General features: G+C 69.3%; 23 protein-coding genes and 2 tRNA genes. 12 read left to right on the forward strand and 13 right to left on the reverse strand.

Going from position 1 to position 24,123, the window contains the following annotated elements:
* Position 1: 1 nt before the first annotated feature.
* Together HNR15_RS11215 and HNR15_RS11220 are read left to right on the forward strand one after the other, a co-directional pair.
* Entirely contained in the window at positions 2–1,258 is a 1,257-nt protein-coding gene (locus HNR15_RS11215) for a DUF58 domain-containing protein (RefSeq protein ID WP_179481795.1), read from the forward strand.
* A complete protein-coding gene (locus tag HNR15_RS11220; protein WP_179481797.1) occupies positions 1,255–1,803 on the forward strand; it encodes a hypothetical protein in 549 nt (182 codons plus the stop codon). Before HNR15_RS11215 ends, HNR15_RS11220 begins: the two co-directional genes overlap by 4 nt.
* Positions 1,804–1,887: 84 nt before the next feature.
* On the opposite strand, the gene clpX is transcribed toward HNR15_RS11220, so the two are convergent.
* Together clpX and HNR15_RS11230 are read right to left on the reverse strand one after the other, a co-directional pair.
* On the reverse strand, positions 1,888–3,174 hold the full coding sequence (clpX, locus tag HNR15_RS11225) for an ATP-dependent Clp protease ATP-binding subunit ClpX (RefSeq protein WP_179481799.1): 1,287 nt from the start codon (positions 3,172–3,174) through the stop codon (positions 1,888–1,890).
* Positions 3,175–3,403: 229 nt separating this feature from the next.
* Complete coding sequence (locus HNR15_RS11230; protein WP_179481801.1) at positions 3,404–3,616, reverse strand: hypervirulence associated TUDOR domain-containing protein; 213 nt, start codon at positions 3,614–3,616, stop codon at positions 3,404–3,406.
* Positions 3,617–3,691: 75 nt separating this feature from the next.
* Here HNR15_RS11230 and HNR15_RS11235 point away from each other — a divergent pair, with 75 nt between their 5' ends.
* Positions 3,692–4,243 (forward strand): phosphoribosyltransferase family protein, encoded by a 552-nt coding sequence (locus HNR15_RS11235; protein ID WP_179483729.1) that lies wholly within the window; start codon positions 3,692–3,694, stop codon positions 4,241–4,243.
* Positions 4,244–4,407: 164 nt separating this feature from the next.
* Here HNR15_RS11235 and HNR15_RS11240 read toward each other — a convergent pair whose 3' ends face one another.
* The 4 genes from HNR15_RS11240 to HNR15_RS11255 form a co-directional block, all read right to left on the reverse strand.
* Positions 4,408–5,064, reverse strand: coding sequence for an ATP-dependent Clp protease proteolytic subunit (locus HNR15_RS11240; protein ID WP_179483730.1), 657 nt, complete (start codon positions 5,062–5,064; stop codon positions 4,408–4,410).
* 29 nt (positions 5,065–5,093) lie between these two features.
* Entirely contained in the window at positions 5,094–5,684 is a 591-nt protein-coding gene (locus HNR15_RS11245) for an ATP-dependent Clp protease proteolytic subunit (protein WP_179483731.1), read from the reverse strand.
* Positions 5,685–5,946: 262 nt separating this feature from the next.
* Complete coding sequence (tig, locus tag HNR15_RS11250; RefSeq protein ID WP_179481803.1) at positions 5,947–7,356, reverse strand: trigger factor; 1,410 nt, start codon at positions 7,354–7,356, stop codon at positions 5,947–5,949.
* 390 nt (positions 7,357–7,746) lie between these two features.
* A tRNA-Pro gene (locus HNR15_RS11255) sits at positions 7,747–7,820 on the reverse strand.
* A 102-nt stretch (positions 7,821–7,922) separates the two neighbouring features.
* Between HNR15_RS11255 and HNR15_RS11260 the strand changes: the two genes are divergently transcribed.
* Positions 7,923–7,993: transfer RNA gene (locus HNR15_RS11260), tRNA-Gly, on the forward strand.
* Positions 7,994–8,107: 114 nt separating this feature from the next.
* Here HNR15_RS11260 and HNR15_RS11265 read toward each other — a convergent pair.
* Entirely contained in the window at positions 8,108–8,965 is an 858-nt protein-coding gene (locus HNR15_RS11265; protein ID WP_179481805.1) for a helix-turn-helix transcriptional regulator, read from the reverse strand.
* A gap of 137 nt (positions 8,966–9,102) precedes the next feature.
* Between HNR15_RS11265 and HNR15_RS11270 the strand changes: the two genes are divergently transcribed.
* The 4 genes from HNR15_RS11270 (at position 9,103) to HNR15_RS11285 (ending at position 12,746) form a co-directional block, all read left to right on the forward strand.
* Entirely contained in the window at positions 9,103–10,059 is a 957-nt protein-coding gene (locus HNR15_RS11270; RefSeq protein WP_179481807.1) for an amidohydrolase family protein, read from the forward strand.
* Positions 10,056–11,783, forward strand: a complete 1,728-nt coding sequence (locus HNR15_RS11275) for an amidohydrolase family protein (RefSeq protein WP_179481809.1) — start codon at positions 10,056–10,058, stop codon at positions 11,781–11,783. Before HNR15_RS11270 ends, HNR15_RS11275 begins: the two co-directional genes overlap by 4 nt.
* A 95-nt stretch (positions 11,784–11,878) precedes the next feature.
* Entirely contained in the window at positions 11,879–12,370 is a 492-nt protein-coding gene (locus HNR15_RS11280; protein WP_179481811.1) for a GNAT family N-acetyltransferase, read from the forward strand.
* Between the two features lie 154 nt (positions 12,371–12,524).
* The gene (locus HNR15_RS11285; RefSeq protein ID WP_179481813.1) at positions 12,525–12,746 is read left to right on the forward strand and encodes an antitoxin; all 222 of its coding nucleotides are present in this window, start codon (positions 12,525–12,527) and stop codon (positions 12,744–12,746) included.
* A gap of 113 nt (positions 12,747–12,859) precedes the next feature.
* Here HNR15_RS11285 and HNR15_RS11290 read toward each other — a convergent pair whose 3' ends face one another.
* The 3 genes from HNR15_RS11290 to HNR15_RS11300 form a co-directional block, all read right to left on the reverse strand.
* Complete coding sequence (locus tag HNR15_RS11290; RefSeq protein ID WP_179481815.1) at positions 12,860–13,807, reverse strand: PP2C family protein-serine/threonine phosphatase; 948 nt, start codon at positions 13,805–13,807, stop codon at positions 12,860–12,862.
* Positions 13,808–13,902: 95 nt separating this feature from the next.
* On the reverse strand, positions 13,903–14,367 hold the full coding sequence (locus HNR15_RS11295) for a ribose-5-phosphate isomerase (RefSeq protein ID WP_179481817.1): 465 nt from the start codon (positions 14,365–14,367) through the stop codon (positions 13,903–13,905).
* An 11-nt stretch (positions 14,368–14,378) separates the two neighbouring features.
* Positions 14,379–15,014 (reverse strand): mycothiol-dependent nitroreductase Rv2466c family protein, encoded by a 636-nt coding sequence (locus HNR15_RS11300; RefSeq protein WP_179481819.1) that lies wholly within the window; start codon positions 15,012–15,014, stop codon positions 14,379–14,381.
* 75 nt (positions 15,015–15,089) lie between these two features.
* Between HNR15_RS11300 and pepN the strand changes: the two genes are divergently transcribed.
* Positions 15,090–17,633, forward strand: coding sequence for an aminopeptidase N (gene pepN / locus HNR15_RS11305; RefSeq protein WP_179481821.1), 2,544 nt, complete (start codon positions 15,090–15,092; stop codon positions 17,631–17,633).
* Between the two features lie 152 nt (positions 17,634–17,785).
* Here the strand turns inward: pepN and malQ are convergent, their stop codons facing one another.
* Positions 17,786–19,900: a 4-alpha-glucanotransferase gene (malQ, locus tag HNR15_RS11310; protein ID WP_179481823.1), complete on the reverse strand. Its 2,115-nt coding sequence runs from the start codon at positions 19,898–19,900 to the stop codon at positions 17,786–17,788.
* Between the two features lie 76 nt (positions 19,901–19,976).
* Here malQ and HNR15_RS11315 point away from each other — a divergent pair, with 76 nt between their 5' ends.
* From HNR15_RS11315 to HNR15_RS11325, 3 genes are read left to right on the forward strand one after another with little or no spacing between them, the layout of a single operon-like run.
* Positions 19,977–20,891: a mechanosensitive ion channel family protein gene (locus HNR15_RS11315; RefSeq protein ID WP_179481825.1), complete on the forward strand. Its 915-nt coding sequence runs from the start codon at positions 19,977–19,979 to the stop codon at positions 20,889–20,891.
* 23 nt (positions 20,892–20,914) lie between these two features.
* Complete coding sequence (locus HNR15_RS11320) at positions 20,915–21,310, forward strand: globin (protein WP_179481827.1); 396 nt, start codon at positions 20,915–20,917, stop codon at positions 21,308–21,310.
* Entirely contained in the window at positions 21,297–22,973 is a 1,677-nt protein-coding gene (locus tag HNR15_RS11325; RefSeq protein WP_218883672.1) for a glycoside hydrolase family 13 protein, read from the forward strand. The genes HNR15_RS11320 and HNR15_RS11325 overlap by 14 nt, the downstream gene beginning before the upstream one ends.
* On the opposite strand, the gene HNR15_RS11330 is transcribed toward HNR15_RS11325, so the two are convergent.
* Both HNR15_RS11330 and HNR15_RS11335 read right to left on the reverse strand, forming a co-directional pair.
* Positions 22,970–23,602: a DUF8185 domain-containing protein gene (locus HNR15_RS11330; protein WP_179481829.1), complete on the reverse strand. Its 633-nt coding sequence runs from the start codon at positions 23,600–23,602 to the stop codon at positions 22,970–22,972. The two genes, HNR15_RS11325 and HNR15_RS11330, sit on opposite strands and share 4 nt — an antisense overlap.
* Positions 23,603–23,613: 11 nt before the next feature.
* Complete coding sequence (locus HNR15_RS11335) at positions 23,614–24,072, reverse strand: acyl-CoA thioesterase (protein ID WP_179481831.1); 459 nt, start codon at positions 24,070–24,072, stop codon at positions 23,614–23,616.
* Positions 24,073–24,123 lie beyond the last annotated feature (51 nt).

A 24,123-nucleotide genomic window follows, 5' to 3' on the forward strand; every position in this document is an offset into this window, starting at 1 on the left:
CGTGAACGGCTGGCGTCCCACCCCGGCTCTGCTCACCGCGGCCGCGGCCACGGCAGGTCTGCTCGTCATCGCCGTCCTGTCGCAGAACTCCGGCCTGGTCGTGGTGGCCGCTCCCCTGCTGATCATCTCCGTCTGGTCGCTCCTGGACCGCCCGGAAGGACGACCGCGGGTGATCGACGCGACGACGGTGCCGCGTACCCATGAAGGGGCGACCCAGACATGGTCCCTGCAGGTCACCGATCTGGCCGGCGCCGAGATCGTCGACGCCACCACCTCCTGCACCGCGCACGTCGACACCGACCCGGCGTCCGGCCTGCTGCGCGCCGTACCGTCCGGTGAATCCGCCGAGTTGTCGATGCGGTGGGCCGCCCGGCGATGGGGGCCCGCAGAGGTAGGCAGCGGCAGCTGCGTCGCGTTCAGCACCTGGTCCGGTTTCCGGGCCGGTCCGCTGCCGTTCCGTCCGAGCCGCGTCCAGGTCAGCCCCGCCATTCCCGCCTTCACCGCAACGGGCGGTGCGCCCCGGCCCGCCGGTCTGGTCGGCCAGAACCGCAGCCAGCGTCGCGGTGACGGTTCGGAGTTCGCGGACATCCGGGGCTTTCAGAGCGGCGATCGACTGCGCCGCATCCACTGGCCGATCTCCGCGCGGACCGGACAGTTGCACGTCCGCACGACCTATGCCGAGTTGGACAGCGAGATCCTGCTCGTGCTGGACGCCGAGGAGGAGTACGGCGATTCGAGTACGCACGCCGAGACCTCGCTCGACATCGGGGTCCGATCCTGCGCGGCGATGGCGGCTCACCTGCTGCAGCGTGGGGAACGCGTGGGGCTGCAGGTCCTCAGCAGCGTCCGCCCGGAACGCGTGCGCAGCAGGGGTGGGTCGGGACAGCTGCGACGGATCCTGCACGAGCTGTCGGGGGTGCGGCCCGGAGCGCTCGGCGCCGGCATGGGCGCCCGCAACCGGATCCGTGCATCGCGCGGCACGCTCGTCGTCGTGGTGACCCCGCTGGTCGGCACCGCCGCCACCACGCTCGCCGCCGAAGCGGCCCAGCGCGGCCTTCCGACCGTGCTGGTCGACTCGTTGCCGGCGGTCACCGCATCCGGGGACCCCGCGCAGCGGCTGAGCATGCTGCAGCGACAGGTGCGCATCCAACGGCTGCAGGCCCACGGTCTCGCCGTGGTGCCGTGGCGGGGGCCCGGCTCGCTGGATCCGGTGCTGCGCCGGATGGGCGCGGCCGGGGTGGGGGGACGCGTCCGATGACCGTCGCACGACGCGTGGACTCCGCGACCGTCCTCGACCTGCATCCGCATCGGCTGCTGCTGCTGCTCGCGGCGGTGCTGAGCGCGGTCCTGGTGCAGGTGATGATCCCGGTCGCGGCTCACGCCAACGCGTTGGAGATCGTGCTCTTCGCTGTGGCACTCGCCCTCGTCCTGCTCGACTCGACCGGGGTCGGAGCGAACCTGCTGACGGTGGTCACCGCCCTGGGGTGGGTCTGGGCGGGCTCCCGCGGCGTGGACGGCTACACGCTCATCGTCGCGACCGCGTTGCTGGTGAACCACGGCTGTCTGACGCTGGTGGCGCACGGCCATCCGGGATCGCCGGTCGGGCGCGCGGTGACCGCCCTCTGGGGTGCGCGCATCGCCGTCGTCGGCGTCCTGACAGCGCTGACGTGGTGTGCGGCTCTGGCGTGGAGCACCCGACGCCTCCCCGCCACCGGCGTCTTCACCGTGGCTGCGCTGCTGCTGCTCGCCGGTGTGCTCCTGTGGGTGCGACGGGAGCTGACCCGGCCCGACGGCGACGGGTGAGCCGGCCGCCGCACCGCTCCTGCGGGTACGACGAAGGCCCCGCGCACCGTCGGTGCTGCGGGACCTTCGCGAAAGTGGATCGGGTCAGGCGGATTCCTTGCGCGGCGCGCGCTTGCGGGCCGGCGGGGTGGCCTCGCGGCGCACGATCGTCGGGTTGACGTTGTCGAGCACGACCTCGCGGGTGATCACGACGCGCGCGATGTCGTCGTCGCTCGGCACATCGAACATCACCGGCAGCAGCACCTCTTCGAGGATCGCGCGCAGTCCGCGGGCACCGGTGCCGCGCAGCATCGCCTGCTCGGCGACGGCCTCGATGGCGTCCTCGCTGAATTCCAGCTCCACGCCGTCGATCTCGAACATCTTCTCGTACTGACGCACGAGCGCGTTGCGCGGCTCGGTGAGGATCGAGACCAGGCCCGCACGATCGAGCGGCTCGACCGTGGTGATGACCGGGAGGCGGCCGATGAACTCCGGGATCAGCCCGAACTTCATCAGGTCCTCCGGCAGCACGTCGGAGAAGCTCTCCAACGCGCCGGTGTTCAGTTTCAGCTCGGAGCCGAAGCCCAGGCCCTGCTTGCCCGCACGGGACTCGATGATCTTCTCCAGCCCGGCGAACGCTCCGCCGACGATGAAGAGCACGTTGGTGGTGTCAATCTGGATGAACTCCTGGTGCGGGTGCTTGCGGCCGCCCTGCGGCGGCACGCTGGCCGTCGTACCTTCCAGGATCTTCAGCAGCGCCTGCTGCACACCCTCGCCGGAGACGTCACGGGTGATCGAGGGGTTCTCGCTCTTGCGGGCGACCTTGTCGATCTCGTCGATGTAGATGATGCCGGTCTCGGCCTTCTTCACGTCGAAGTCGGCGGCCTGGATCAGCTTCAGCAGGATGTTCTCGACGTCCTCGCCGACGTAGCCCGCCTCGGTGAGCGCGGTCGCGTCGGCGATCGCGAAGGGCACGTTGAGCATCCGCGCGAGCGTCTGCGCCAGATAGGTCTTGCCGCAGCCGGTCGGGCCGATCAGCAGGATGTTGGACTTGGCGATCTCGACGGCCGTGGCGTCCTTCTTGGTGATCTGCTCAGCGGCCTGGATGCGCTTGTAGTGGTTGTAGACAGCGACGGCGAGCGCGCGCTTGGCAGCGTCCTGACCGACGACGTACTGCTGCAGGAACTCGAAGATCTCACGCGGTTTGGGCAGTTTGTCCAGCCCGACCTCGGAGGTCTCGGCGAGCTCCTCCTCGATGATCTCGTTGCACAGATCGATGCACTCGTCGCAGATGTAGACCCCGGGCCCGGCGATCAGCTTCTTGACCTGCTTCTGGCTCTTCCCGCAGAAGGAGCACTTGAGCAGGTCACCGCCCTCTCCGATGCGTGCCACGTGGCGATCCTTTCCGGCGGTCCTACGAGAACTTCGTGCGACGGGTGTCGAGGTCCCGACGCTACCCGTCGGCGACTTGCGCCCACGTCATTGAAACCCGGTGTCGCGGCACAAGTCACGCCTGTCCGCTGTCGGCGCAACGCCCCGCGTAGGCCGGTTGACGGCCTCGCCGCGCGCGTGGAGCCACGGCGCGCCGTACAGGGCGCGCGGCGACCCTGCGCGGTGGCCGTCAGGCCTGTTCGACCTCGCTGCGGAGCTTCAGCACTGTGGTGCCGTCGTCCTGCTCGATCTCGTACGCCGGGTCGTCGTCACTGCCGTTGCGGGTGATCTCGCTCCCCTTGATGGTGCGGGTCACCGTGTCGTGGTGAACGGCGGTGACGGTGCCGTCGGCGGTCCCTTGGCCCCACTTCCACGTGACCGTGCTGCCCTTGCGGATGCTCATCGCCCCACCGTACGCGCTGCGAAATCCGTTGGCATTCAAACCTGGTCACCCGCCACACTCACAGCCGTGAACCACATGCAGACCACGTTGCGCCACCACTTCCGGTGGCACTCCGACCCACCGCGGTGGCCCGCGCACCGCGTGAGCTACGCCGATGTGAGCGGGTGGTGGCGCAATCCCGATCTGCTCGCGCAGCTCGGTCCGATGCTGGGTGGCCTGTTCCCGAAGGGCGACCCGACGGTGGTCATGGGCGTCCAGTCCCGCGGCCTGCTGCTTGGTCCTCTGGTCGCCATCCATCTCGGCGTGGGCTTCGTCGAGGTACGCAAGGGGGCAGAACGGGCCGCGCACACCGACCAGTGGTTCGTGCGCACCACGGCGCCGGACTACTGCGATGAACAACAGGAGCTCGCGGTGCGGCGTGCAGTACTCCGCGGCACCGATCGCGTGCTCTTCGTGGATGAGTGGATCGCCACCGGCGCCCAGGCGACCGCCTGCCGGCAACTGGTCGCGGACGCCGGAGCGGACTGGATCGGCGCCGCGGTCATCGTGGACGGCCTTGATGACGCCGAACCACGTCGCCGGTTGCCCGTACGGTCACTGCTGCGGCTGCGCGACCTGGAGGACTGACCGCTGCTTCGGGGCGACCGCGGTGAGATCCCGATTTCGCACGGTATGGCGAGGTAAACACCATCCCGAAGCCGGATCTCAGCGTGTGCGACCGGACCCGGAACGCACGAACGCCGCCCACCCGCGGAGGGTGAGCGGCGTACGGGGTGCTGTGATCGGGCCTCTCAGACCTGACCGGAGGCCTTACGGCTGGTCAGCACCTGGTCGATCAGGCCGTACTCCTTGGCCTGGGCCGACGTCAGGATCTTGTCGCGCTCGATGTCCTTGCGGATCTGCTCGGCGGTCGCACCGGTGTGGAACGCCAGCGTCTCCTCGAGCCACTCGCGCATCCGGAAGATCTCGTTGGCCGTGACCTCCAGGTCGGAGGCCGTACCGCCGGTGCCCTCCATGGCGGGCTGGTGGATCAGGATCCGCGCGTTCGGCAGGGCGTAGCGCTTGCCGGCCGCGCCCGCGCCGAGCAGAACGGCAGCGGCCGAGGCGGCCTGACCGACCACGAACGTCTGCACGTCGGGGCGGATGTACTGCATCGTGTCGTAGATCGCGGTCAGCGCGGTGAAGGAGCCACCGGGAGAGTTGATGTACATCAGGATGTCCCGGTCGGGGTCCTGGCTCTCCAGCACGATCAGCTGGGCGATGATGTCGTCCGCCGACGCGTCGTCGACCTGCACGCCGAGGAAGATGATGCGGTCCTCGAAGAGCTTGTTGTAGGGGTCCGAGCGCTTCATCCCGTAGGAGGTGCGCTCCTCGAACTGCGGCAGGATGTAGCGGCTCGACGGCGCTGGTACGGAGAGGCCAGCGTGACCGACGTACGGCGAATTCATCTGTGCTCCACTCGAATCGGTCCAGTTGCTCATGCCTTCACCTGCCCGGGGGCATCCTCGGCACGCTCGAAGACGTGGTCGACGAAGCCGTACTCCTTGGCCTCCTGCGCGGAGAACCAGCGGTCCCGGTCGGAGTCGGCGGTGATCTGCTCGACCGTCTGCCCGGTGTGCTGGGCGATCAGCTCGGCCATCTTGTTCTTGATGAAGATCATCTGCTCGGCCTGGATCTTGATGTCGGAGGCCGTGCCGCCGAGACCACCGGACGGCTGGTGCATCATCACGCGTGCGTTCGGGGTCGCATAACGCTTGCCCGGGGTGCCGGCCGAGAGCAGGAACTGCCCCATGCTGGCCGCCATTCCCATCGCGACCGTGGCCACGTCGTTGGGAATCCAGTTCATTGTGTCGAAGATGGCCATGCCCGCGGAGATCGAACCGCCGGGGCTGTTGATGTAGAGCCAGATGTCGGCGTTCGGGTCCTCGGCCGTCAGCAGCAGCAGCTGCGCGGCGATCACGTTGGCGTTGTCGTCACGGACGTCGGAGCCGAGGAAGATGATGCGTTCCTTCAGCAGCCGGTTGTAGATCTGGTCGTCGAGTCCCCCGGTCGGTGCCTGGGTCGCCATCGAGACCTTCTGGATGTCACTCAAGGTCTTCTCTTCTCTCATCGCGTCGGACTGCTCCGGTCGACCCCGCATGCGCGCGGTCACGAAGCGGTCGAATCAGCTTCTACTGGACCCTAACGCCCGGCTCGCGCCGTTCCGTCCCCGATCTTCGCCGTGTTCGCCGTGAGCGCAAGGCCGCGACGTGCGCGCGGCCTGCACCGGACACGATGACGGGGCCCGCACATCGAGTCGATGTGCGAGCCCCGTTGTCAGAGCGAGCGATTCAGGCCTTGGGAGCCTCGGCCGAGGAGTCCTGGGAATCCTCGGAGTCGGCGGGCGTGCTGTCGGTGTCGCCCGCGACCTCGATGACGTCGGCGTCGTCGGTGGCCTCGGCGGTCTCCGTGTCGGTCGCGTCCTCGTCCTGCTCGGCGTCGTTGAGCGCGTTCAGGTCGACGGTCTCACCGTTGGTGTCGATCACCGTGACCCGCTCCAGCACCGTGCTGAGCGCCTTGCGACGGGCGACCTCACCCATCACCGCGGGCACCTGGCCCTGCTGGTCCAGCGCCTGCGCGAACTGGTTGGGGTCCATGCCGTACTGCTGCGCGGACATGATCAGGTACTCGATCAGCTCCTCCTGGGAGACCTGCACCTCGTTCTCCTCGACGATCTTGTCGAGCAGGAACTGGCTCTGCAGTGCCTTCGTCGTGCTCTCGGTGACCTCGGCGCGGTGCTCGTCGTCGTCGACGCGGTCCTCACCCTCGAGGTGCTGCTGCACCTCGGCCTCCACGATGCTCTGCGGCACCGCGAGGTCCAGGTCCTCCAGCAGCTGGTCCAGGACCTTGTCGCGCGCCTGGATGCCCTGCTGGAAACGCTTGCCGCGCTCGGCCTGCGCGGTCATGTCGATGCGCAGGTCGGCGACCGTGTCGTGCTCGGAAGCCAACTGGGCGAAGTCGTCGTCGACGTCGGGCAGCTGACGCTCCTTGACCGACTGGACGGTGACGGAGCACTGGGCGGCCTGGCCCTCATGCTCGCCGCCGGCCAGGGCGGCCTCGAAGGTGGCGGTGTCGCCGGCGGACAGACCGGTGACCGCGTCGTCCAGACCCTCGAGCATGTTGCCGCTGCCGACGACGTACGAGACGCCGGAGACGTCGTCGATCTTCTCGTCGCCGATCGTGGCGGACAGGTCGATGGTGAGCGAGTCACCCTCGGCGGCGGGGCGCTCAACCGGGGCCAGCGTGCCGAACCGCTCGCGGAGCGTCTCGATCTCGGCGTCGACGTCCTCGTCGGTGACCTCGACCGGGTCGACGGTCACGCTGATCGCGGAGAAGTCGGGCAGGTCGAACTGCGGACGCACGTCGACCTCGACGGTGAACTTCAGGTCCTCACCCTCGGTCGCCGGCACGTCCGTGACCTCGACCTCGGGCTGGCCGAGCGGCTGCACGTCGTTGCTCTCCAGCGCCTGGCCGTAGAACTCCGGCAGGGCCTCGTTGACGGCTTCCTGCAGCACCGCGCCACGGCCGACCCGCTGGTCGATGATCCGTGCCGGCACCTTGCCCTGGCGGAAGCCCGGCACCTGGATCTGGTTGCCGATGGTCTTGTAGGCCGCGCTGACGCTCGGCTCCAGCTCGGCGTAGGGGACCTCGATGGTCATCTTGACCCGCGTCGGGCTCAGGGTGTCGACGGCGCTCTTCACTGCACAGACTCCATAGATCGAAAGGGGCTCTCTGCCGGCGTACGTCGCAAGGCGGGCGTCGGCGACCCGGACGACCGGGCGGCGAAAGCGGGAACCGTCTGCCATGTTCCCTGACGAAGCGGGGCGCGAGCAAACCGGTGGGGTACGAGGTGCCCCGGCCGGGCGTCTCCAGATGTCGGTTCAGGAGGGTTCTCACACCCCGCGACCGTCCCGAATCGACATCTCGAGCACAAATCCTGTTGCCCCCTCCTTCGTCGGGGTAACAGGAACCACGGGCTCACTTCGTTCCGCCCGCTCCCAGCATCCTGTTGCCCCTTCTTCGTCGGGGTAACAGGAACCACGGGCTCACTTCGTTCCGCCCGCTCCCAGCATCCTGTTGCCCCTTCTTCGTCGGGGTAACAGGATTTGAACCTGCGGCCTTCCGCTCCCAAAGCGGACGCGCTACCAAGCTGCGCCATACCCCGTGCTGCGCGGCTGGTGCGAACCACACCACGCGAGCCAGTACGCTATCGCCTCGGCGCAGCACACCGGACCACACACCATCGGGTGGGACGAGGTTGCGCCACGCGGGTGTAGCTCAATGGTAGAGCCCCAGTCTTCCAAACTGGCTACGCGAGTTCGATTCTCGTCACCCGCTCACAGTGCCGCACCGCAGGCTCCGACAGCGTTGGCCCGCAACGGTTCCCGTCGTTGCCACGCAGTCGTCGCACAGGGCGGCCCCGCGCCGGTCACGACGGGACCACGATCGCCGTCAGGAGTGCGTCGCGGCGGGGTCCCGCACCCGATGAGTCGTCTCTTGGTCACCCCGCCCGGTCAGCCGGCGCAAACCCTCGGCACCGGCGCTGTGCGGCTCGGGCACGTAGAGGAACAGATGCTGTCCAGGACTTCCCGAGACCGAGAATGCACGGAAGTTCACGGTGATGTCGCCGATGTCGGGATGGTGGAACGTCTTGACCTCCCGCACCCGAGCCTTGACGTCATGCCGCGCCCACAGGGTGGTGAATGCCGGACTGCGCAAGGTCAGCGCCCCCAGGACGCGAGTGACACGGGGGTCATCCGTGAACGACGCGGTCATCGCGCGCAGATTGGCCACGACGTCGGCGGCGGCCACCTCCCACTCGGCGTAGAAGCGCACCGCGAACGGGTCGAGAAACAGGTTGTGCGCCAGATTGTCGAGGCGGTCGAACCCGCGGTAGAGGGCATGCGCCTGCGAGTTGGCGGCGAGCACATCCATCGCGGGCCCGACGATCAGACCGGGAGCCGCGACGGTCCCTTCCAGCATGGCCATGAGGTCGGCATCGACCTCGAACGGGGATGCCCCCTTCACGCCCGCGGAACCCTGGGCCAGTGCGGACAGGTGGGCTTCGGCGTCGGGTCCGAGCTGAAGCACTCGTGCCAGGGCCCCGACGACCTGGTCGGACGGGTGCCGTTCTCGACCCTGCTCGAGGCGGCTGTAGTAGTCGGTGCTGACACTCGCGAGCAGGGCCACCTCCTCACGTCGCAGCCCGGTCACCCGCCGTTGCGGATCGGCGGGCAGGTCGACCGATTCAGGTGCGACCAGCGCGCGCCGGGCCCGTAGGAAATCGCCGAGCTCATTGCCCTCGCCCATGGACAGCAACAGTAGAGCCGAGCTGACCGGGCCGGCCGGCACACGACCGGAGTGGGTGTGACGCACCCTCCCACCCCATGTCGGACCCGACCTACTTTTGAGGCCAGATCTGCGGCACGAGATGCGGGGAGACGAGAATGGGCGCTGAGCCGTTGATCGACGTGCACAGTCACTTCCTCACCGACGACTACATCTCGGCGGCGCGCCGCGCCGGAATTGCCCAACCGGACGGCACCCCACAATGGCCGACCTGGTCCGAAGCGGCGCACCTCGCGATGATGGACGAGCACTCCATCGCCCGGTCGCATCTCTCGATATCGACACCGGGGGTGAGCTTCCTGTCGGGTGAGGCGTCACGTGCGATGAGTCGACATCTCAACGAGTTCGCGGGCGCGCTGTGCGAGAAGCGTCCCGACCGGTTCGCCTTCTTCGCCACTCTGCCCCTCGATGCGGTGGGCGAGGCGTGCGCGGAAGCCGTGCGCGCGTTGGACGAGCTGGGCGCCTCCGGGGTCGCGGTCGAGACCAACCGGAACGGCGTCTACCTCGCTGACCCCTCCCTGGCGCCGCTGTGGCAGTTGCTGCACGATCGCTCTGCCGTCGTGTTCGTGCACCCCACCTCACCGACGAACTGGCCGCAGACGGCGATCGGCCTGCCGCGTCCGATGTTGGAGTTCCTCTTCGATTCCGCCCGCGCCGCGGTCGACCTCGTCCTCGAGGGCGTCCTCGACCGCTTCGGTGACATCGACTGGATCTTCACGCACTCGGCGGGTGTGCTTCCGCTGGTCGTCGACCGGGTCCAGTTCCTGCGTCGCGCGTTCTTCCCCGATGCGCCGGAGATCGATGTGGTCGCCGCCGTGTCCCGCCTGTGGTTCGAACTGGCCGGCACGCCCTTCCCGCGCAGCGCGCCCATCGCGGCTGACGCGTTCGGCTCCGACCGGCTGCTCTTCGGCAGTGACTTCTGCTTCACCCCGACGGCCGGTGTCGCCGCGCAGATCGCGTCGCTCGACGCCGCCCGCCCGGTGGCCGGGCGCAGTTGGCGCGGGCTCACCACGGTCAATGCCACCTCTCTCTTCCCCGCGAAGGAGGCGCAGTGACGAACCCGTCCAGCGATGACCTGCCGCCCGATCTGGTCGTGTTCGGCGCACGGATCACCACCAACTCGCCGGAGCAGGACACCGCGAGCGCGCTGGCCGTGGTGGGTCAACGCATCGTCGCTGTCGGCGACGACGAGGGGATCAGGCGCCTCGCCGGACCGGCCACCATGACGATCGACGCCGGTGGGCGCCGGGTCGTCCCCGGACTGAACGACTCGCACATGCACACCGTGCGTGGCGGTCTGATGTACAACCTGGAACTGCGCTGGGACGGTGTCGGCTCGCTCGAGCGCGGACTGACGATGATCCGGCACCAGGCGACACGCACACCGAGCGGACAGTGGGTGCGCGTCATGGGCGGATGGTCCCCCTGGCAGTTCAGCGAACGTCGGATGCCCACCACCTCCGAGCTGACCGAGGCCGCGCCCACCACCCCCGTCCTCGTTCTCTACGGCTACAGCAAGGTCATCATCAACCGGGCGGGCGTCAAGGCCCTGGGTATCGCGTCCGACTCCGATCTGGCCGATAGCCCGGACTACGCACTGGGCGACGACGGATGCATCGTCACCGGCAACACCGCTGTCTACGCCGTCATCGCCAAGCTGCCGAACCTCGACCGGGACGACGAACGGGAAAGCTCCACCCGCCTGTTCCTGCGCGAGCTCAATCGGTTCGGACTCACCAGCACCGTGGACGCGGGCGAGCGCAACACGTCCTACCCCGACGACTACCGCAGCATGGCGGGGCTGGCCGGCGAGCCGGGTTTCGCCATCCGGCTGTCCAACTTCCTCTTCGCCCAGCGGCCGGGATCAGAGGAGGATTTCTGGGAGCGCACCACGCACGACGAGAAGCCGGATACGGCCGATGCAGCGCTCGACGCCCGCTACCGACTCCGCGGCGCCGGCGAGGTGCTGGCCTGGGCTGCGCACGACTACGAGAACTTCCTGGCCGCGCGTCCAGAGCTGTCGCAGGACGCGCTCGACCACTTCGAGGCCGTCACCCGGATCCTCGCCGAGCACGACTGGCCCATCCGCGTCCACGCGACGTACGACCAGACCATCGGTCACTTCCTCGACGTCTTCGAGCGGGTGTTCCCCGAGGTCGGTTACACGTCGCGCTGGCTGCTCGACCACGCCGAGACGATCGGTCCCCGCAACATCGAACGGCTCAAGGCGCTGGGCGGGGGCATCGCGGTGCAGAACCGGTTGTCCTTCTCCGGGGAGTACTTCCTCGAGCGGTACGGCTCCGAAGCCGCCGCCGCCGTGCAGCCGTTACGCGCGCTGCTCGACGCAGGGATCCCCATGGGGGCCGGCACGGACGCGACGAGGCCGGCCAGTTACAACCCGTGGATCAGCCTGTACTGGATGATCACCGGCCGCACCGTCGGCGGGACGCAGGTCGCCGACCCCTCAAGCCGGCTGACCCGCGAAGAGGCCCTGCACGCCTACACCGTCGGCAGTGCATGGCTGAGTGGCGAGGAGCACCGCAAGGGTCGCATCGCAGCAGGGCAGGACGCGGATTTCGCGATACTCAGCGAGGACTACATGACCGTGCCGACGGAGGCCATCCCCACTATCGAGTCGGTCCTCACCGTGACCGGCGGGGCCGTCGTCTACACCGCCCCGCCGTTCAGTGACTCTCTGCCTGTCCCGCCGATAGCGGTGCTTCCGACCTGGTCGCCTGTCGTCGACGTGGCGGGATTCTCCCGTCGGGCCGACCGATGACGGACGCCGGCCTCGGCGGCGACTGCGTCACGCGTTCGCGCCCGTCCGGAGACGATGGGTGCCCAGACCCCGATTGCTCAGACAGGAGCACCGCGATGGCCCCCACCGAGGTCCGCTTGACGCAGATGACCGACGAGCAGTTCGACGAGTGGCGAAGCGAGCACGAACGTTCCTACGCGGAGACACTGAGCTCGCGGTACGGACTCACGGCGGAGGAAGCACAGCGGCTCGCGCAGAACGAGGTCCGGACGGCCCTCCCCGGCGGACGCGTGACGCCGGGCATGCACGTGCTCAACGTGACCCATGGGGATGATGTCGTCGGCACTCTGTGGTGGGGAGCGCATTCCAGCAGGCCGCGCACCGCCTACGTGTACGACATCGTCATCCGACCGACCCACCGCGGTCGTGGATTCGGCCGGGCCACGATGATCGCGGCCGAGAACGAGGCGCGAACGTCCGGCGCCGACTCACTCGGACTCTCCGTGACGGTGTCGAACGACGCCGCTCGCCGCCTCTACGACTCACTCGGCTTCGTCGCCGCGTCACTGTCCATGACCAAATCGATCGGCCGGCAGCACGGTCGCTGAGCTACGCCGCCTGCTCGTACTGCGGGCTGCGGGCACCCGCCGGTCACCCGCCCGGTCCATGCCACGAATCGCCTCTCGACGGCCGACCCCGACCTGTGCTTACGTGGAATCCATGGCCACGGCATCTGGTCGCGGCTCTCTCGAAGGAGATCTGATGGGACTGTTCGACAGCGCCAAGGACAAGGCGAGCGACTTCGCGAACGACAACCCGGACAAGCTCAAGGAGGGTGTCGAGAAGGGTGGGGACTTCGTCGACGACAAGACCGGCGGCAAATACTCCGACCAGATCGACAAGGGCCAGGACGCTGTCAGTGACCGCCTCGGTGGCGGTCAGGGCGGTGACGACGCCGACGGCGGCGACCAGAACCAGAACTGAGGTCGATCACCGACCAGGCAGGTCACGAGGGTGCCGGGCCCTGACGGGTTCGGCACTCTTCGCATGCATGGAACGCACACATGGAGTGTGCGTGGGCTCGTGCGGGACGACGCTCAGTCGCGGCAGAGCATGACGGCGGTGCGGTCGTCACCCTGACCCGATCGTGCCGCTTCGCACACCCGGCCGGCGGACCCCACGGACGTCGGGAGCGCGCGGATGGTGTCCAGCACCTGGGCGAGCCCTTCGGACAGGTCCAAGTCGCGGGTCTCCACGATCCCGTCGGTGTAGAGCAACAGCGCGTCGCCGTGCTCCAGGACGCCTGCCACACGGGGGTAGTCCCGCGCATTCTGGCCCTCGAGCACTCCGAGGCAGGTGCCGGTGGCCCCTTCGACCGTGGTCCAGATGTTGCTGGCGGCGTGGAACTGCACGGCAGCTGGGTGGCCGGCAGATCCCACCGAGAAGCTGCCGTCGGCCAGATCCACACAGACGTGGATCGCGGTGGCGAAGCCCTCGGACCAGTTCTGGCGCACCAGGTAGTCGTTGGCGGCAGGCAGGAAATCCTGCGGCGCGACGGGGCCGAGCAGTCCGCTCACCGCTCCGCCCATGAGCATCGAACGCGAGCCTGCTTCGTGTCCGCTGCCCGAGACGTCGACCAGAGCGACCTCGAAACGGTGCTCGTCGGTGCGGTTGCCGATCACGAAGTCGCCCGAGAAGCGATCCCCGTCGGCTGCCCGGGTCACCGACTCGACCCGCCACCCGGCGGGGAGTTCGGGCATCCGGCCCTGCACGCGCACGCGTTCGTGCAGTTCGTGCAGCAGGGTCGAGGAGACCGCGTGGGACAGCCACGGGGAATGCCGCACGGACGAGACCCCCAGGCCGAGGGCCCCTCCTCCGGCCGCCAGCACGAGCACCGCGGCGAGCAGACCGTCGAACCTCGCCGACAGCACGGTGAGCACCACGATGATGCACAACGCCGCGATGATCGCGGCCCCCACGGGGGGCCGGCGTACCCCGTCTTCACGCGTCGCATCGCGAGGCGTGAAGTGGACGTGAACAGCCATACGCGAAACGTAACCCGGCCGTCAGCGGAACACAGCACGCCCATACGCAGGCTTTACACAACAATTACGCGGCGCAGACTCACTGCCGCCCCGCGTCATTCCTGCGGTAGCGAGCCGTCCTTCTCGAACCGGGTCAGCATGTCGAGGCGGCGCTGGTGGCGCTCCTCGCCGGAGAACGGCGTCTCGAGGAAGACGGAGACCATCGCCTTGGCCTGTTCGACCGTGTTGAAACGCCCGCCGAGGGAGATCACCTGCGCGTTGTTGTGCTGCCGGGCCAGCTGCGCCAGCTCGGTCGTGTAGCAGAGCGCGGCACGGATGCCCGGCACCTTGTTGGCCGCCATCTGCTCCCCGTTGCCGGAGCCGCCGAGGACGATGCCCAGCGAGCCCTCGTCCTGCGCGACGCCCTCCGCCGCGCGCAGCACGAAGACCGGATAGTCGTCCTGCGCGTCGTACTCCTTCGCGCCGTGGTCGACCACCTCGTGGCCCTGCTCGCCCAGCCAGCGGACCAGTTCGCGGTGCATGTCGTACGCCGCGTGGTCCCCTCCGATATGCACCCGCATCCGCTCGCCTCTCAGCTGAAGTCCGGCGACGCTTCGCGTGACCGCTTGAGTTCGTAGAATCCGGGGGTCGCGGCGACGAGGAGGCAGCCGTCCCAGAGTTTGCCCGCGGCATCGCCCTTGGGCGCAGGAGTGACGACCGGCCCGAAGAACGCGGTGCCCTCGACGCTCACGACCGGGGTGCCGACGTCGTCGCCGACCATGTCGATCGCCCGCTGGTGCGAGGCGCGCAGGTCCTTGTCGATCTCGTCGCCGGGCACGTTCTGCGCCCGCTCGAGCAGGTCCTGCGGCAGACCCACCTCGTCCAGGGCCTCGCTCAGCACCGCGCGCAGGTCGTCCTCGTCCTTGCCGCGGCCGCCCGGGTGCAGACGGGTGCCGATGGCGTCGTACAGCTGCTTGCGGGTCTCGGGCCCGTGCTCGCGCTCCGCGGCGATGACCACCCGCACGGGCAGCCACGCGCGGCCCATCATGGCGCGGTAGTCCTCGGGCAGGTCACGGTCCTCGTTGAGGACCGACAGGCTCATCACGGACCAGGTGATCTCGATGTCGCGGACCTTCTCCACCTCCAGCAACCATCGGGAGGTCATCCATGCCCACGGGCACATCGGATCGAAGAACATTTCGGCTTGGCTGGTGGTCACACTCGTCATCTTGCCACTGCAACCGGATGACAGGATGGCGGAGCCCGGGAGCCGCCCGGGAGACACGACGCAAGGGGACCGAACGTGGCACTGCAGGAGCTCACCCGGGACGAGGCCGGCGCCCGCGCCGAGTTGGTCGAGGTGCAGGCGCACGCCGTCGATCTGGACCTCACGACCGGCCCGCAGACGTTCGGCACGACCTCGCGGATCGAGTTCAGCGCGACCGACGGCGCCAGCACGTTCGTGGACTTCCTGGGCGACTCGGTGCGCGCGATCGAGCTGAACGGCGTCTCCCTGGACCCGGCGACCCACTACGACGGCGCCCGCGTGACGCTGCCGGGCCTGGCGGCCGAGAACGTCGTACGCATCGAGGCCGTCGGCCGCTACATGAACACCGGCGAGGGTGTGCACCGCTTCGTGGACCCGACGGACGGCGAGGTCTACCTCTACACCCAGTTCGAGGTCGCCGACAGCCGACGCGCGTTCCCGGTCTTCGAGCAGCCCGACCTCAAGACCCGCTTCGCCTTCACCATCACCGCCCCGGCGACCTGGCAGGTCCTGTCCAACGAACCCGCCTCCGAACGAACCGACGGCGAGAACGGTTCTGCCACCTGGGTCTTCGCGCCCACTCCCCCGATCAGCTCCTACGTCACCGCGTTCGCGGCCGGCCCGTACGACGTCGTCCGCGACTCGGTCACCACACGCGCCGGCGAGATCCCGCTCGGCGTGCTGTGCCGTCGTTCGCTGCGCGAGCACCTCGACGCCGACAACATCTTCGACCTCACCAAGCGCGGGTTCGCGTTCTTCGAGGAGATGTTCGACCGGGAGTTCCCCTTCACCAAGTACGACCAGCTCTTCGCCCCCGAATACAACATGGGCGCGATGGAGAACGTCGGCCTGGTCACCATCGCGGAGATCTACGTCTTCCGCTCGGCCGTGCCGGAGTCGCTGGTCGAACGCCGCGCGCTCACCGTGCTGCACGAGCTCGCGCACATGTGGTTCGGCGACCTGGTGACGATGCGCTGGTGGGACGACCTGTGGCTGAACGAGTCGTTCGCCGAATGGGCCTCCACCACCGCGCAGGCGGAGGCGACCCGCTGGTCCAGCGCCTGGACCACCTTCAGCCTGGCCGAGAAGTCCTCCGCCTACATCGCCGACCAGCTGAGTTCCACCCACCCGATCGCCGCCGACGCGCGCAACTGGTCGGATGTGGAGAACAACTTCGACAACATCACCTACGCCAAGGGCGCCTCGGTGCTGAAGCAGCTCGTGGCGTACGTCGGGCGCGAGCCGTTCGTGGCGGGCCTGCGTTCCTATTTCCAGAAGTACGCGTGGGGCAACACCGACCTGCGTCACCTGCTCGCCGAGCTGGAGCAGACCTCCGGGCGCGACCTCACCGCGTGGGCTCGGACGTGGCTGCAGACGGCCGGAGTCGCGACGATGCGCCCCGCCATCGAGACCGCCGACGGGCGCCTCGCGTCCGTGACCATCGAGCAGACCGCCCCGGACAGCCACCCCACGCTGCGCCCGCACCGGATGGGTGTCGGCTGCTACGACCTGCGCGACGGGCGGCTGGAGCGCACGTCGTACCTGGAGCTGGACGTCGACGGGCCTCGCACGACGGTGCCCGAGCTGGCCGGCGCGGCGCGCCCGGACCTGTTGCTGCTCAACGATGACGACCTGGCCTACACGAAGATCCGGCTCGACGATGTGTCGCTGGCGACCGCGCTCGCCAACCCCACGGCGCTGCAGGATTCCCTGGCACGCTCACTGGTGACCGCGGCCGTGTGGGACATGACCCGCGAGGCCGAGACGGCGGCGACCGACTTCATCGCGTTCATGCTCGATGTGCTTGCGACGGAGCATGATTCGACGGCCATCAAGGTGGCGCTGGAGCAGATCGCGGTCAGTCGCCGGATGTACGTCGCTCCCGACCACCGTGAGGCGACGCGCCATCAGGTGGCCGACGGTCTCGGGCGTCTCCTGCGGAACGCTGCAGCCGGCGGCGACGCCCAGCTGCAGTTCGCCCGTGCGTTCGCGCAGGTCGCGGTTCGCGACGAGGACATCGCCGTGGTGCGGGGCCTGCTGGACGGCACTGCGCCGCTGGCCGGGCTGGCGATCGACACCGACATGCGGTGGTCGCTGCTCACGTCGCTCGCGGCGTCCGGCGCCATCGGCGACGACGTCATCGAGCAGGAGCTCGCGCGCGACCGCACCTCGACCGGTGCGGAGCGAGCGGCCGGCGCGCGGGCGGCGTACCCGGTGGCCGAGGCGAAGGAGGCCGCCTGGGCGGCTGCCTTCGTGGGATCGGACCTGCCGAACCAGACGCTGGTCGCGGTGGCCGCAGGATTCGCCACGGCGCACGACCCGCAGCTGTTGGAGCCGTACGTCGAGCGCTTCCACGCCGGCATCCGCACCATGTGGGAGGGCCGCACCTTCGCCATCGCCTCCGGTGTGGCGAAGCGGATGTACCCCATGACGCTCGCCGACCAGCGGTTGCTCGACGCCACCGAGGCGTGGCTGCGCGACAACGGTGACGCGCCCGATGCGCTGCGCCGGATCATGAGCGAGCACCGCGACGCGGTCGCCCGGGCCCTGCGGGCGCAGGTCCGCGACGCCCAGCGCTGACCACTGCTCGTTGTGGCCCGCTCGGCCCCGAACAGCGCTTGAAGGGCCGGCCCGCTGCTCGTTGTGGCCCGCTCGGGCCCGAACGACGGTTGAGGGGCCCGCCCGCTGCTCGTTAGGGCCCGCTCGGGCCCGGAACGACGCGGGCGGGCGGGTCAGCGTTCGCGCTGGGTGACGCAGCGGATCAGTCGTTTGGCCCGCCGCGACACCATCAGCTGGTCCAGGCTCACCGCGTTGCCGTTGCCGTCCGCAAGGGGCAGTCGCCAGTTGGGGTACTCGTCGTGGGTGCCCGGCTGATTGATCGTGCGCACGTCGCCGACCAGGTCGTTGACCGAGACGCCGAGCATCTTGCTGGGCGACCAGGTCAGGAAGCGGTGCAGCGCGTCGACCTGGTCCTCGATCGACGCGCGTTCGCCGAGCAGGCCGCGAGTGCGCAGCACCGACAGGACAGCCTCGCGCTGCGCGTCGTCCTGGGCGATCTCCTCCTCCAGCGGCTGGGTCAGCAGGTTGAGGCTGTGCCGGACGCTGATGTGCTCGCCCTGCAGATACCCGGCCGTCGGCGGCAGGTCGTGGGTCGTGACGCTGGCGAGGCAGAGCTGACGGTAGGTCTCCGGCGGCAATGGCGCGCCGTCCTTGTCGCGCTCGAACCACAGGATCGAGGTGCCGAGGATGCCGCGTTCGGCCAGGTAGTCACGCACCCAGCCCTCGACGGTGCCGAGGTCCTCGCCGATCACGACGGCGCCGGCACGGTGCGCCTCCAGCGCCAGGATGCCGACCATCGCCTCGTGGTCGTAGCGCACGTAGGTGCCCTTGGTGGGCGACTCGCCACGGGGCACCCACCAGAGCCGGAAGAGACCGAGGATGTGGTCGACCCGCAGCCCACCGGACATCGACAGGGCCGTGCGGATCATCTCCCGATAGGGCAGGTACGCCTGCTCGGCAAGGCGATTGGGTCGCCACGGCGGCTGGCTCCAGTCCTGCCCGAGCTGGTTGTAGTCGTCCGGGGGCGCGCCGACGCTGATGTCGCGCGCCAGCACATCGCCCAGCGCCCAGGCATCGGCTCCCGACGGGTGGACACCCACCGCGAGATCCGCGACCACGCCGACGCCCATGCCCGCGCTGCGCAGCTCGGCCTGCGCGTCGGCGAGCTGCCGCTGCGCGATCCACTGCAGCCAGCACTGGAACTCCACTTCGGTCGCGAGTCGCTCACGCTCGGCGCGTACGGCATCGGACCGGGGGTCGTGCATTTCCTTCGGCCACTCCTGCCAGGGCAGACCGCGATCGAGCACGAGCGCGCACCAGGTGGCGTAGTCGACCAGTCCGTCGCCCTCGTCGGCGCAGAACTGCTCGAACTCCCGCACCCGGCGGTGGGTGCGCGGCACCCGGAAGAGCATCCGCAGCGCTGCTTCCTTGGCTGTCCAGCACCCGTCGCGGTCCAGCTGCTCCAGATTGTTCAGCCGCCGCGCGTCGTCGCCGTGCCACTCGACCAACTGGTGCTCCGCGGCCGACAGGTAGCCGATCTCGAGGACCTCCTCCACCCGGATGTACATCGGGTTGACGAACCGCCGCGTCGTCGGGAGGTACGGCGACGGCTCCATCGGGGCGATCGGCTCGGCCGCGTGCACCGGGTTGACGAGCACAAAATCGGCGCCGTTGCGAGCGGCCCAGGTGCCGAGCTCGGCCAGGTCGGCAGCGTCTCCGATGCCCCAACTGCGAGCGCTGCGAACGCCGTACAGCTGCGCCTGCAGTCCCCAGGCGCGGTCGGTACGCAGCGCAGCGGGCAGCGCGAGCCGGGCGGGGGTGACGATGACCGTCGTACGGTGCTCGTCCTCGCCTGTGCGCACGACGAGGCGGTGATAGCCGAGGGGCAGCGACGCCGGCATCACCACGGTCGCCTCGCCCGTCAGGACGCCGTCGACCTCACGAGGGTCGACCCAGTGGTCGGCCTGCGCGATGTCCTGCTCGGCGCCGTCTTCCAGTTCGATGCGGGCGGAGAGGCTTTCGCCGTCCGGTAGATGCACCGGCACCCACGACTCGGTGCCCTTGCGCACCATGACGACCGTGGGGAGCACCAAGCGCCAGGTGCCGTCTGCTGCCACCCGCAGCGCCTCGGTGACCGCCGCGTCGTCGGAGACGTCGACGCCGAGCGCCGTCAGCACCGCGGCGATCGTGGAGTCGGAGACGGTGACGTGGTTGTCCTTCCAGTCCCGATACTCGGTGGCAACACCATGCGCGCGGGCGAGTTGCGCCAGCGGAGACCCCTCGGACATGGCGGCAGTCTTGCAGAGCGGCCGCCGGGGTCCGCCGACTTGGGTCGGGCGACCCGTGGCAGTCACACTGACGGCCATGGCATTCGTGCACCTCGTGACCGACGCCGACCACAGCGGCTGGGGCCTGCTGCTCGGCACACCCATCACCATCGCGGGCATCGTCATCGGTGCGATGGTCCTGCGCTGGTTGGTGCACCGGGCGATCCGGCGCGCTGTCGAGGTGATGGAGGCCCGATCTCACGAGCGCACCGTGGCCACCCGCCGGTCCGGCCGGGTCATCCGGCAGGCCGCGGGCCTGGACAGCGAACGCCGTAAGCAGCGAGCGGCGACCACCGGATCGCTGCTGCGGTCGGTGTCCACCCTCGTCATCTACGGCATCGCCGCGATGATGGTGATGGCCGAGCTCGGAGTGCCGCTCGCTCCCCTGCTCGCCTCCGCCGGCGTCGGCGGTGTCGCGCTCGGTTTCGGCGCGCAGAGTCTGGTGCGGGACTTCCTGTCCGGGATCTTCATGATCATGGAGGACCAGTACGGCGTCGGCGACGTCATCGACACCGGTCAGGCCATCGGCACCGTCGAGGAGGTCACGCTGCGCATCACGCGGGTGCGGGACGCCGACGGGGTGGTCTGGTACGTACGCAACGGCGAGATCCTGCGGATCGGCAACAAGTCGCAGGGCTGGGCCACGACCACGGTCGACCTGCCCATCGCTTACGACCAGAGCGTCGAGAAGGCGCTGCGCACCCTGCGGGAGGTGACCGAGCGCATCGACGACGAATCTCCGTGGAAGGAGAAGCTGTTGGAGACGCCGCTGGTGGCCGGGGTGGAGTCGGTGACCGGCGGGAGCGTCACCCTGCGGATCATCGCCAAGTGCGTGCCGGGCGAGCAGTACGCCGTATCGCGTGAGATCCGCGAACGGGCCAAGCTCGGCCTGGACGCCGCGGGCATCGCCGCGCCCCAGCTGCCGCCGTACACCGCCGTCCCGCCGCGCTGATGTCGGCTGACAGACTGAAGGACATGCCCGACCCGGATCCTCAGACCTTCTACGCGCAGGTGGGTGGGCACGAGACCTTCGCCAAACTCGTGCACGAGTTCTATCGCGGTGTCGCCTCGGACCCGCCGCTGCGCGCGCTCTACCCCGAGGAGGATCTGGGGCCCGCGGAGGACCGACTGCGCGGCTTCCTCGAGCAGTACTGGGGCGGACCCACGACCTACAGCGAAGAGCGCGGCCACCCGCGGCTGCGGATGCGGCACATGCCGTTCAGCGTCACTCCGGCGCAGCGCGACCGCTGGATCCTGCACATGATGGCCGCCGTCGACACACTCGACCTGGACCAGACCCACGACCTCCTGCTGCGTGACTACCTCACGCGAGCTGCCTACTCCCTGGTGAATTCCCTTGACGCTGAATAAGACTCAACCCTGGTGGCGGACGGCCGTCATCTACCAGATCTACCCGCGGTCCTGGGCCGACGCGGACGGCAACGGCGTCGGCGACCTGCCCGGCATCGTGCGTCGACTCCCCTACCTGCGCGACCTGGGCGTCGACGCCGTGTGGCTCTCGCCGTTCTACACCTCGCCGCAGGCGGACGCCGGCTACGACGTGGCGGACTACTACGACGTCGACCCGCTCTTCGGTGACCTGTCGGATGCGGACCGGCTCGTCGCCACCGCACACGAGCTGGGCCTGAAACTGGTCGTGGATCTGGTGCCGAACCACACCTCCGACGAACACGCATGGTTCGAGGCCGCATTGGTGGCGGCGCCCGGTTCACCCGAGCGTGCCCGCTACATGTTCCGTGACGGGCGCGGCGCGGACGGCGCGCAGCCGCCGAACAACTGGCAGAGCATGTTCGGGGGTCCGGCGTGGCAGCGCGTCGTCGAGGCCGACGGCTCGCCCGGCCAGTGGTACCTGCACCTCTTCGATCGCAAACAGCCCGATCTGAACTGGGACAACCCGCAAGTGCGCGAGGAGTTCGAGCGCGTCCTGCGTTTCTGGCTCGACCGCGGTGTGGACGGCTTCCGGGTCGACGTCGCGCACGGCCTGGCCAAGGTGGAAGGCCTGCCGGACTGGAGCGGGGCCATGCACATGGCGGACGGCCGTCAGCAGCAGCGTGCCCCGATGTGGGACCAACCCGGCGTGCACGAGATCTACCGCTCGTGGCGCGCCGTCCTGGACACCTACGACGTCGCCGACGCGGCGTCGGCGGCCGACCCGGGCGACGGCCGGATGATGTGCGCGGAGGCGTGGGTCGTGCCGGCGGAGAACCTGGCCAAGTACGTGCGACCTGATGAGTTCCACCAGGCGTTCAACTTCGAGTTCCTCGAAAGCCCCTGGGGCGCGGAGGCGTTGCGGGACGTGATCGACCGTACGTCGGACGCGAACGCAGCGGTCGGCGCACCGACCACCTGGGTGCTGTCCAACCACGACGTGGTCCGTCACGCGACCCGGCTGGGTCTACCCGCGGGCGCGGAGAAGCTCAACGGCATCGGCGCCGACGACCCCCAGCCCGACGCCGAACTCGGCCTGCGCCGTGCGCGGGCGGCCACCGCGCTGATGCTCGCCCTGCCCGGAGGTGCCTATCTCTATCAGGGCGAGGAACTGGGGCTGCCGGACCACACGACGATGCCGGACGAGGCTCGGCAGGACCCGACGTACGCGCGTACCCAGCACAAGGACAAGGGTCGCGACGGGTGCCGGGTGCCGATGCCGTGGGAGAAGGACGCCCCCGCCGACGGCTTCAACGACACCGGCCGGCTGTGGCTGCCGCAGCCTGCGGTGTACGCCGAGCTGGCCGTGGACCAGCAGGTCGGGGTGGTCGGTTCCACACTCGAGCTCTACCGCACCTTGCTGCGGCTGCGTCGCGAACACGACCTGGCCACAGGCGAACTGCACTGGGTGACGGTCGAGCCCGACGTGCTGATCTTCGACAACGGCGCCGTGCGGTCGATCACCAACTTCGGGTCGACGCCGTACCCGGTGCCGACCGGGTGGTCGGTCGCCGTCGCCAGCCGCTCGCTGCAGGACGGCGCGGTGCCGGTGGACACGACCGTCTGGACGACGCGCGACGCCTAGCGGCTGAGCACGTGGCCGGTGGGAGTGGTCACGCGGTGCCAGCGTCCGGCGGTGAAGACCTGCGCACTGTCACCGACCAGGAAGCCCAGCGCGTACGCCGCGAACGCCACCGACCCGGGCAGCGTGTCGGCGCTCTCGCCCGGCAGGGGCCGACCCCAGACACGCCGCCGCAGGTCCTCCACGGCCGCAGCGCCGGACCCGGACGGGACGCCCTGGGCGATCTCCGCGATCCCCTGCTGCGCGATCTCCCTCAGCTCACTGATCGCGATCGAGCCGGCCGGTGACCAGCCCCCTCGCGGAGGACTCACCGACGCCCACGACGCGCGTACCTCCTGGGGAGGGATGTCCAGCCGCATGCCGGCGGATTGCCGCGCCAACCGGTCACCGACCGCGGCGACCGGCACGACGGTGTCGACCTCCGCGGGTTCGGACAGGGCGAGCACGCGCAGCCCGAGCGTGGTGCCCTGGCCGGAGAGCTCGCGGGAGGACTGCACGCCGACCCACACCGCGAGCGACTGCCCGCCGGCCTGCAGGCGCACGGCGCCGTCGGCGTCCAGCGCCTTGGCCCGCGCGCAGTAGGTGGTCAGATCGGAGCGGGTCTGCTCGTCTGCTAACTGCACAACGGGCATGCTGCCCACGCTCAGGTGTGGTCGACGGGACGGCGCTTCAGCGCGACCGGCGGACCGGCGTACTGCTGCAGGATCTTGCGGGCGCTCTCGGTCAGGCGTGTCGGGCGCTGGGTGTCCATGTCGAACGCGACCTGGGTCGTCTCGGCGGACGCGAAAACCTCTGTGCTGTCCGGGGTTTCACGCACCTCGTAGCCCAGATCGAACGACGCGCCCGCGATCCGGGTGACCCACGTCGTGATGCAGATCGGCTCGTGGCGGTAGTGCAGCTGTCGCAGGTAGTCGATCTCGGCGCGCGCGATCAGCAGCCGGGGCCGCTCGTGCGCCTCGTCCGAACCGTCGAACCACTCGTTGAAGGCCAGGATCCGCGCCTCCTCCAGCAGGCGCAGGAACTGCACGTTGTTCACGTGACGCAGGGCGTCCATGTCGGACCAGCGCAGGGGCACGCTGACGTGGAAGAGGGGGTTCGGCATACGTCGATTATCCGTATGCCGGGCGGGTGCGACCCGCTGGGTAGAGTCACC

Origin of the sequence: Allobranchiibius huperziae, from assembly GCF_013410455.1 — a bacterium.
In the GTDB taxonomy this organism is placed as follows: Bacteria; Actinomycetota; Actinomycetes; order Actinomycetales; family Dermatophilaceae; genus Allobranchiibius; species Allobranchiibius huperziae.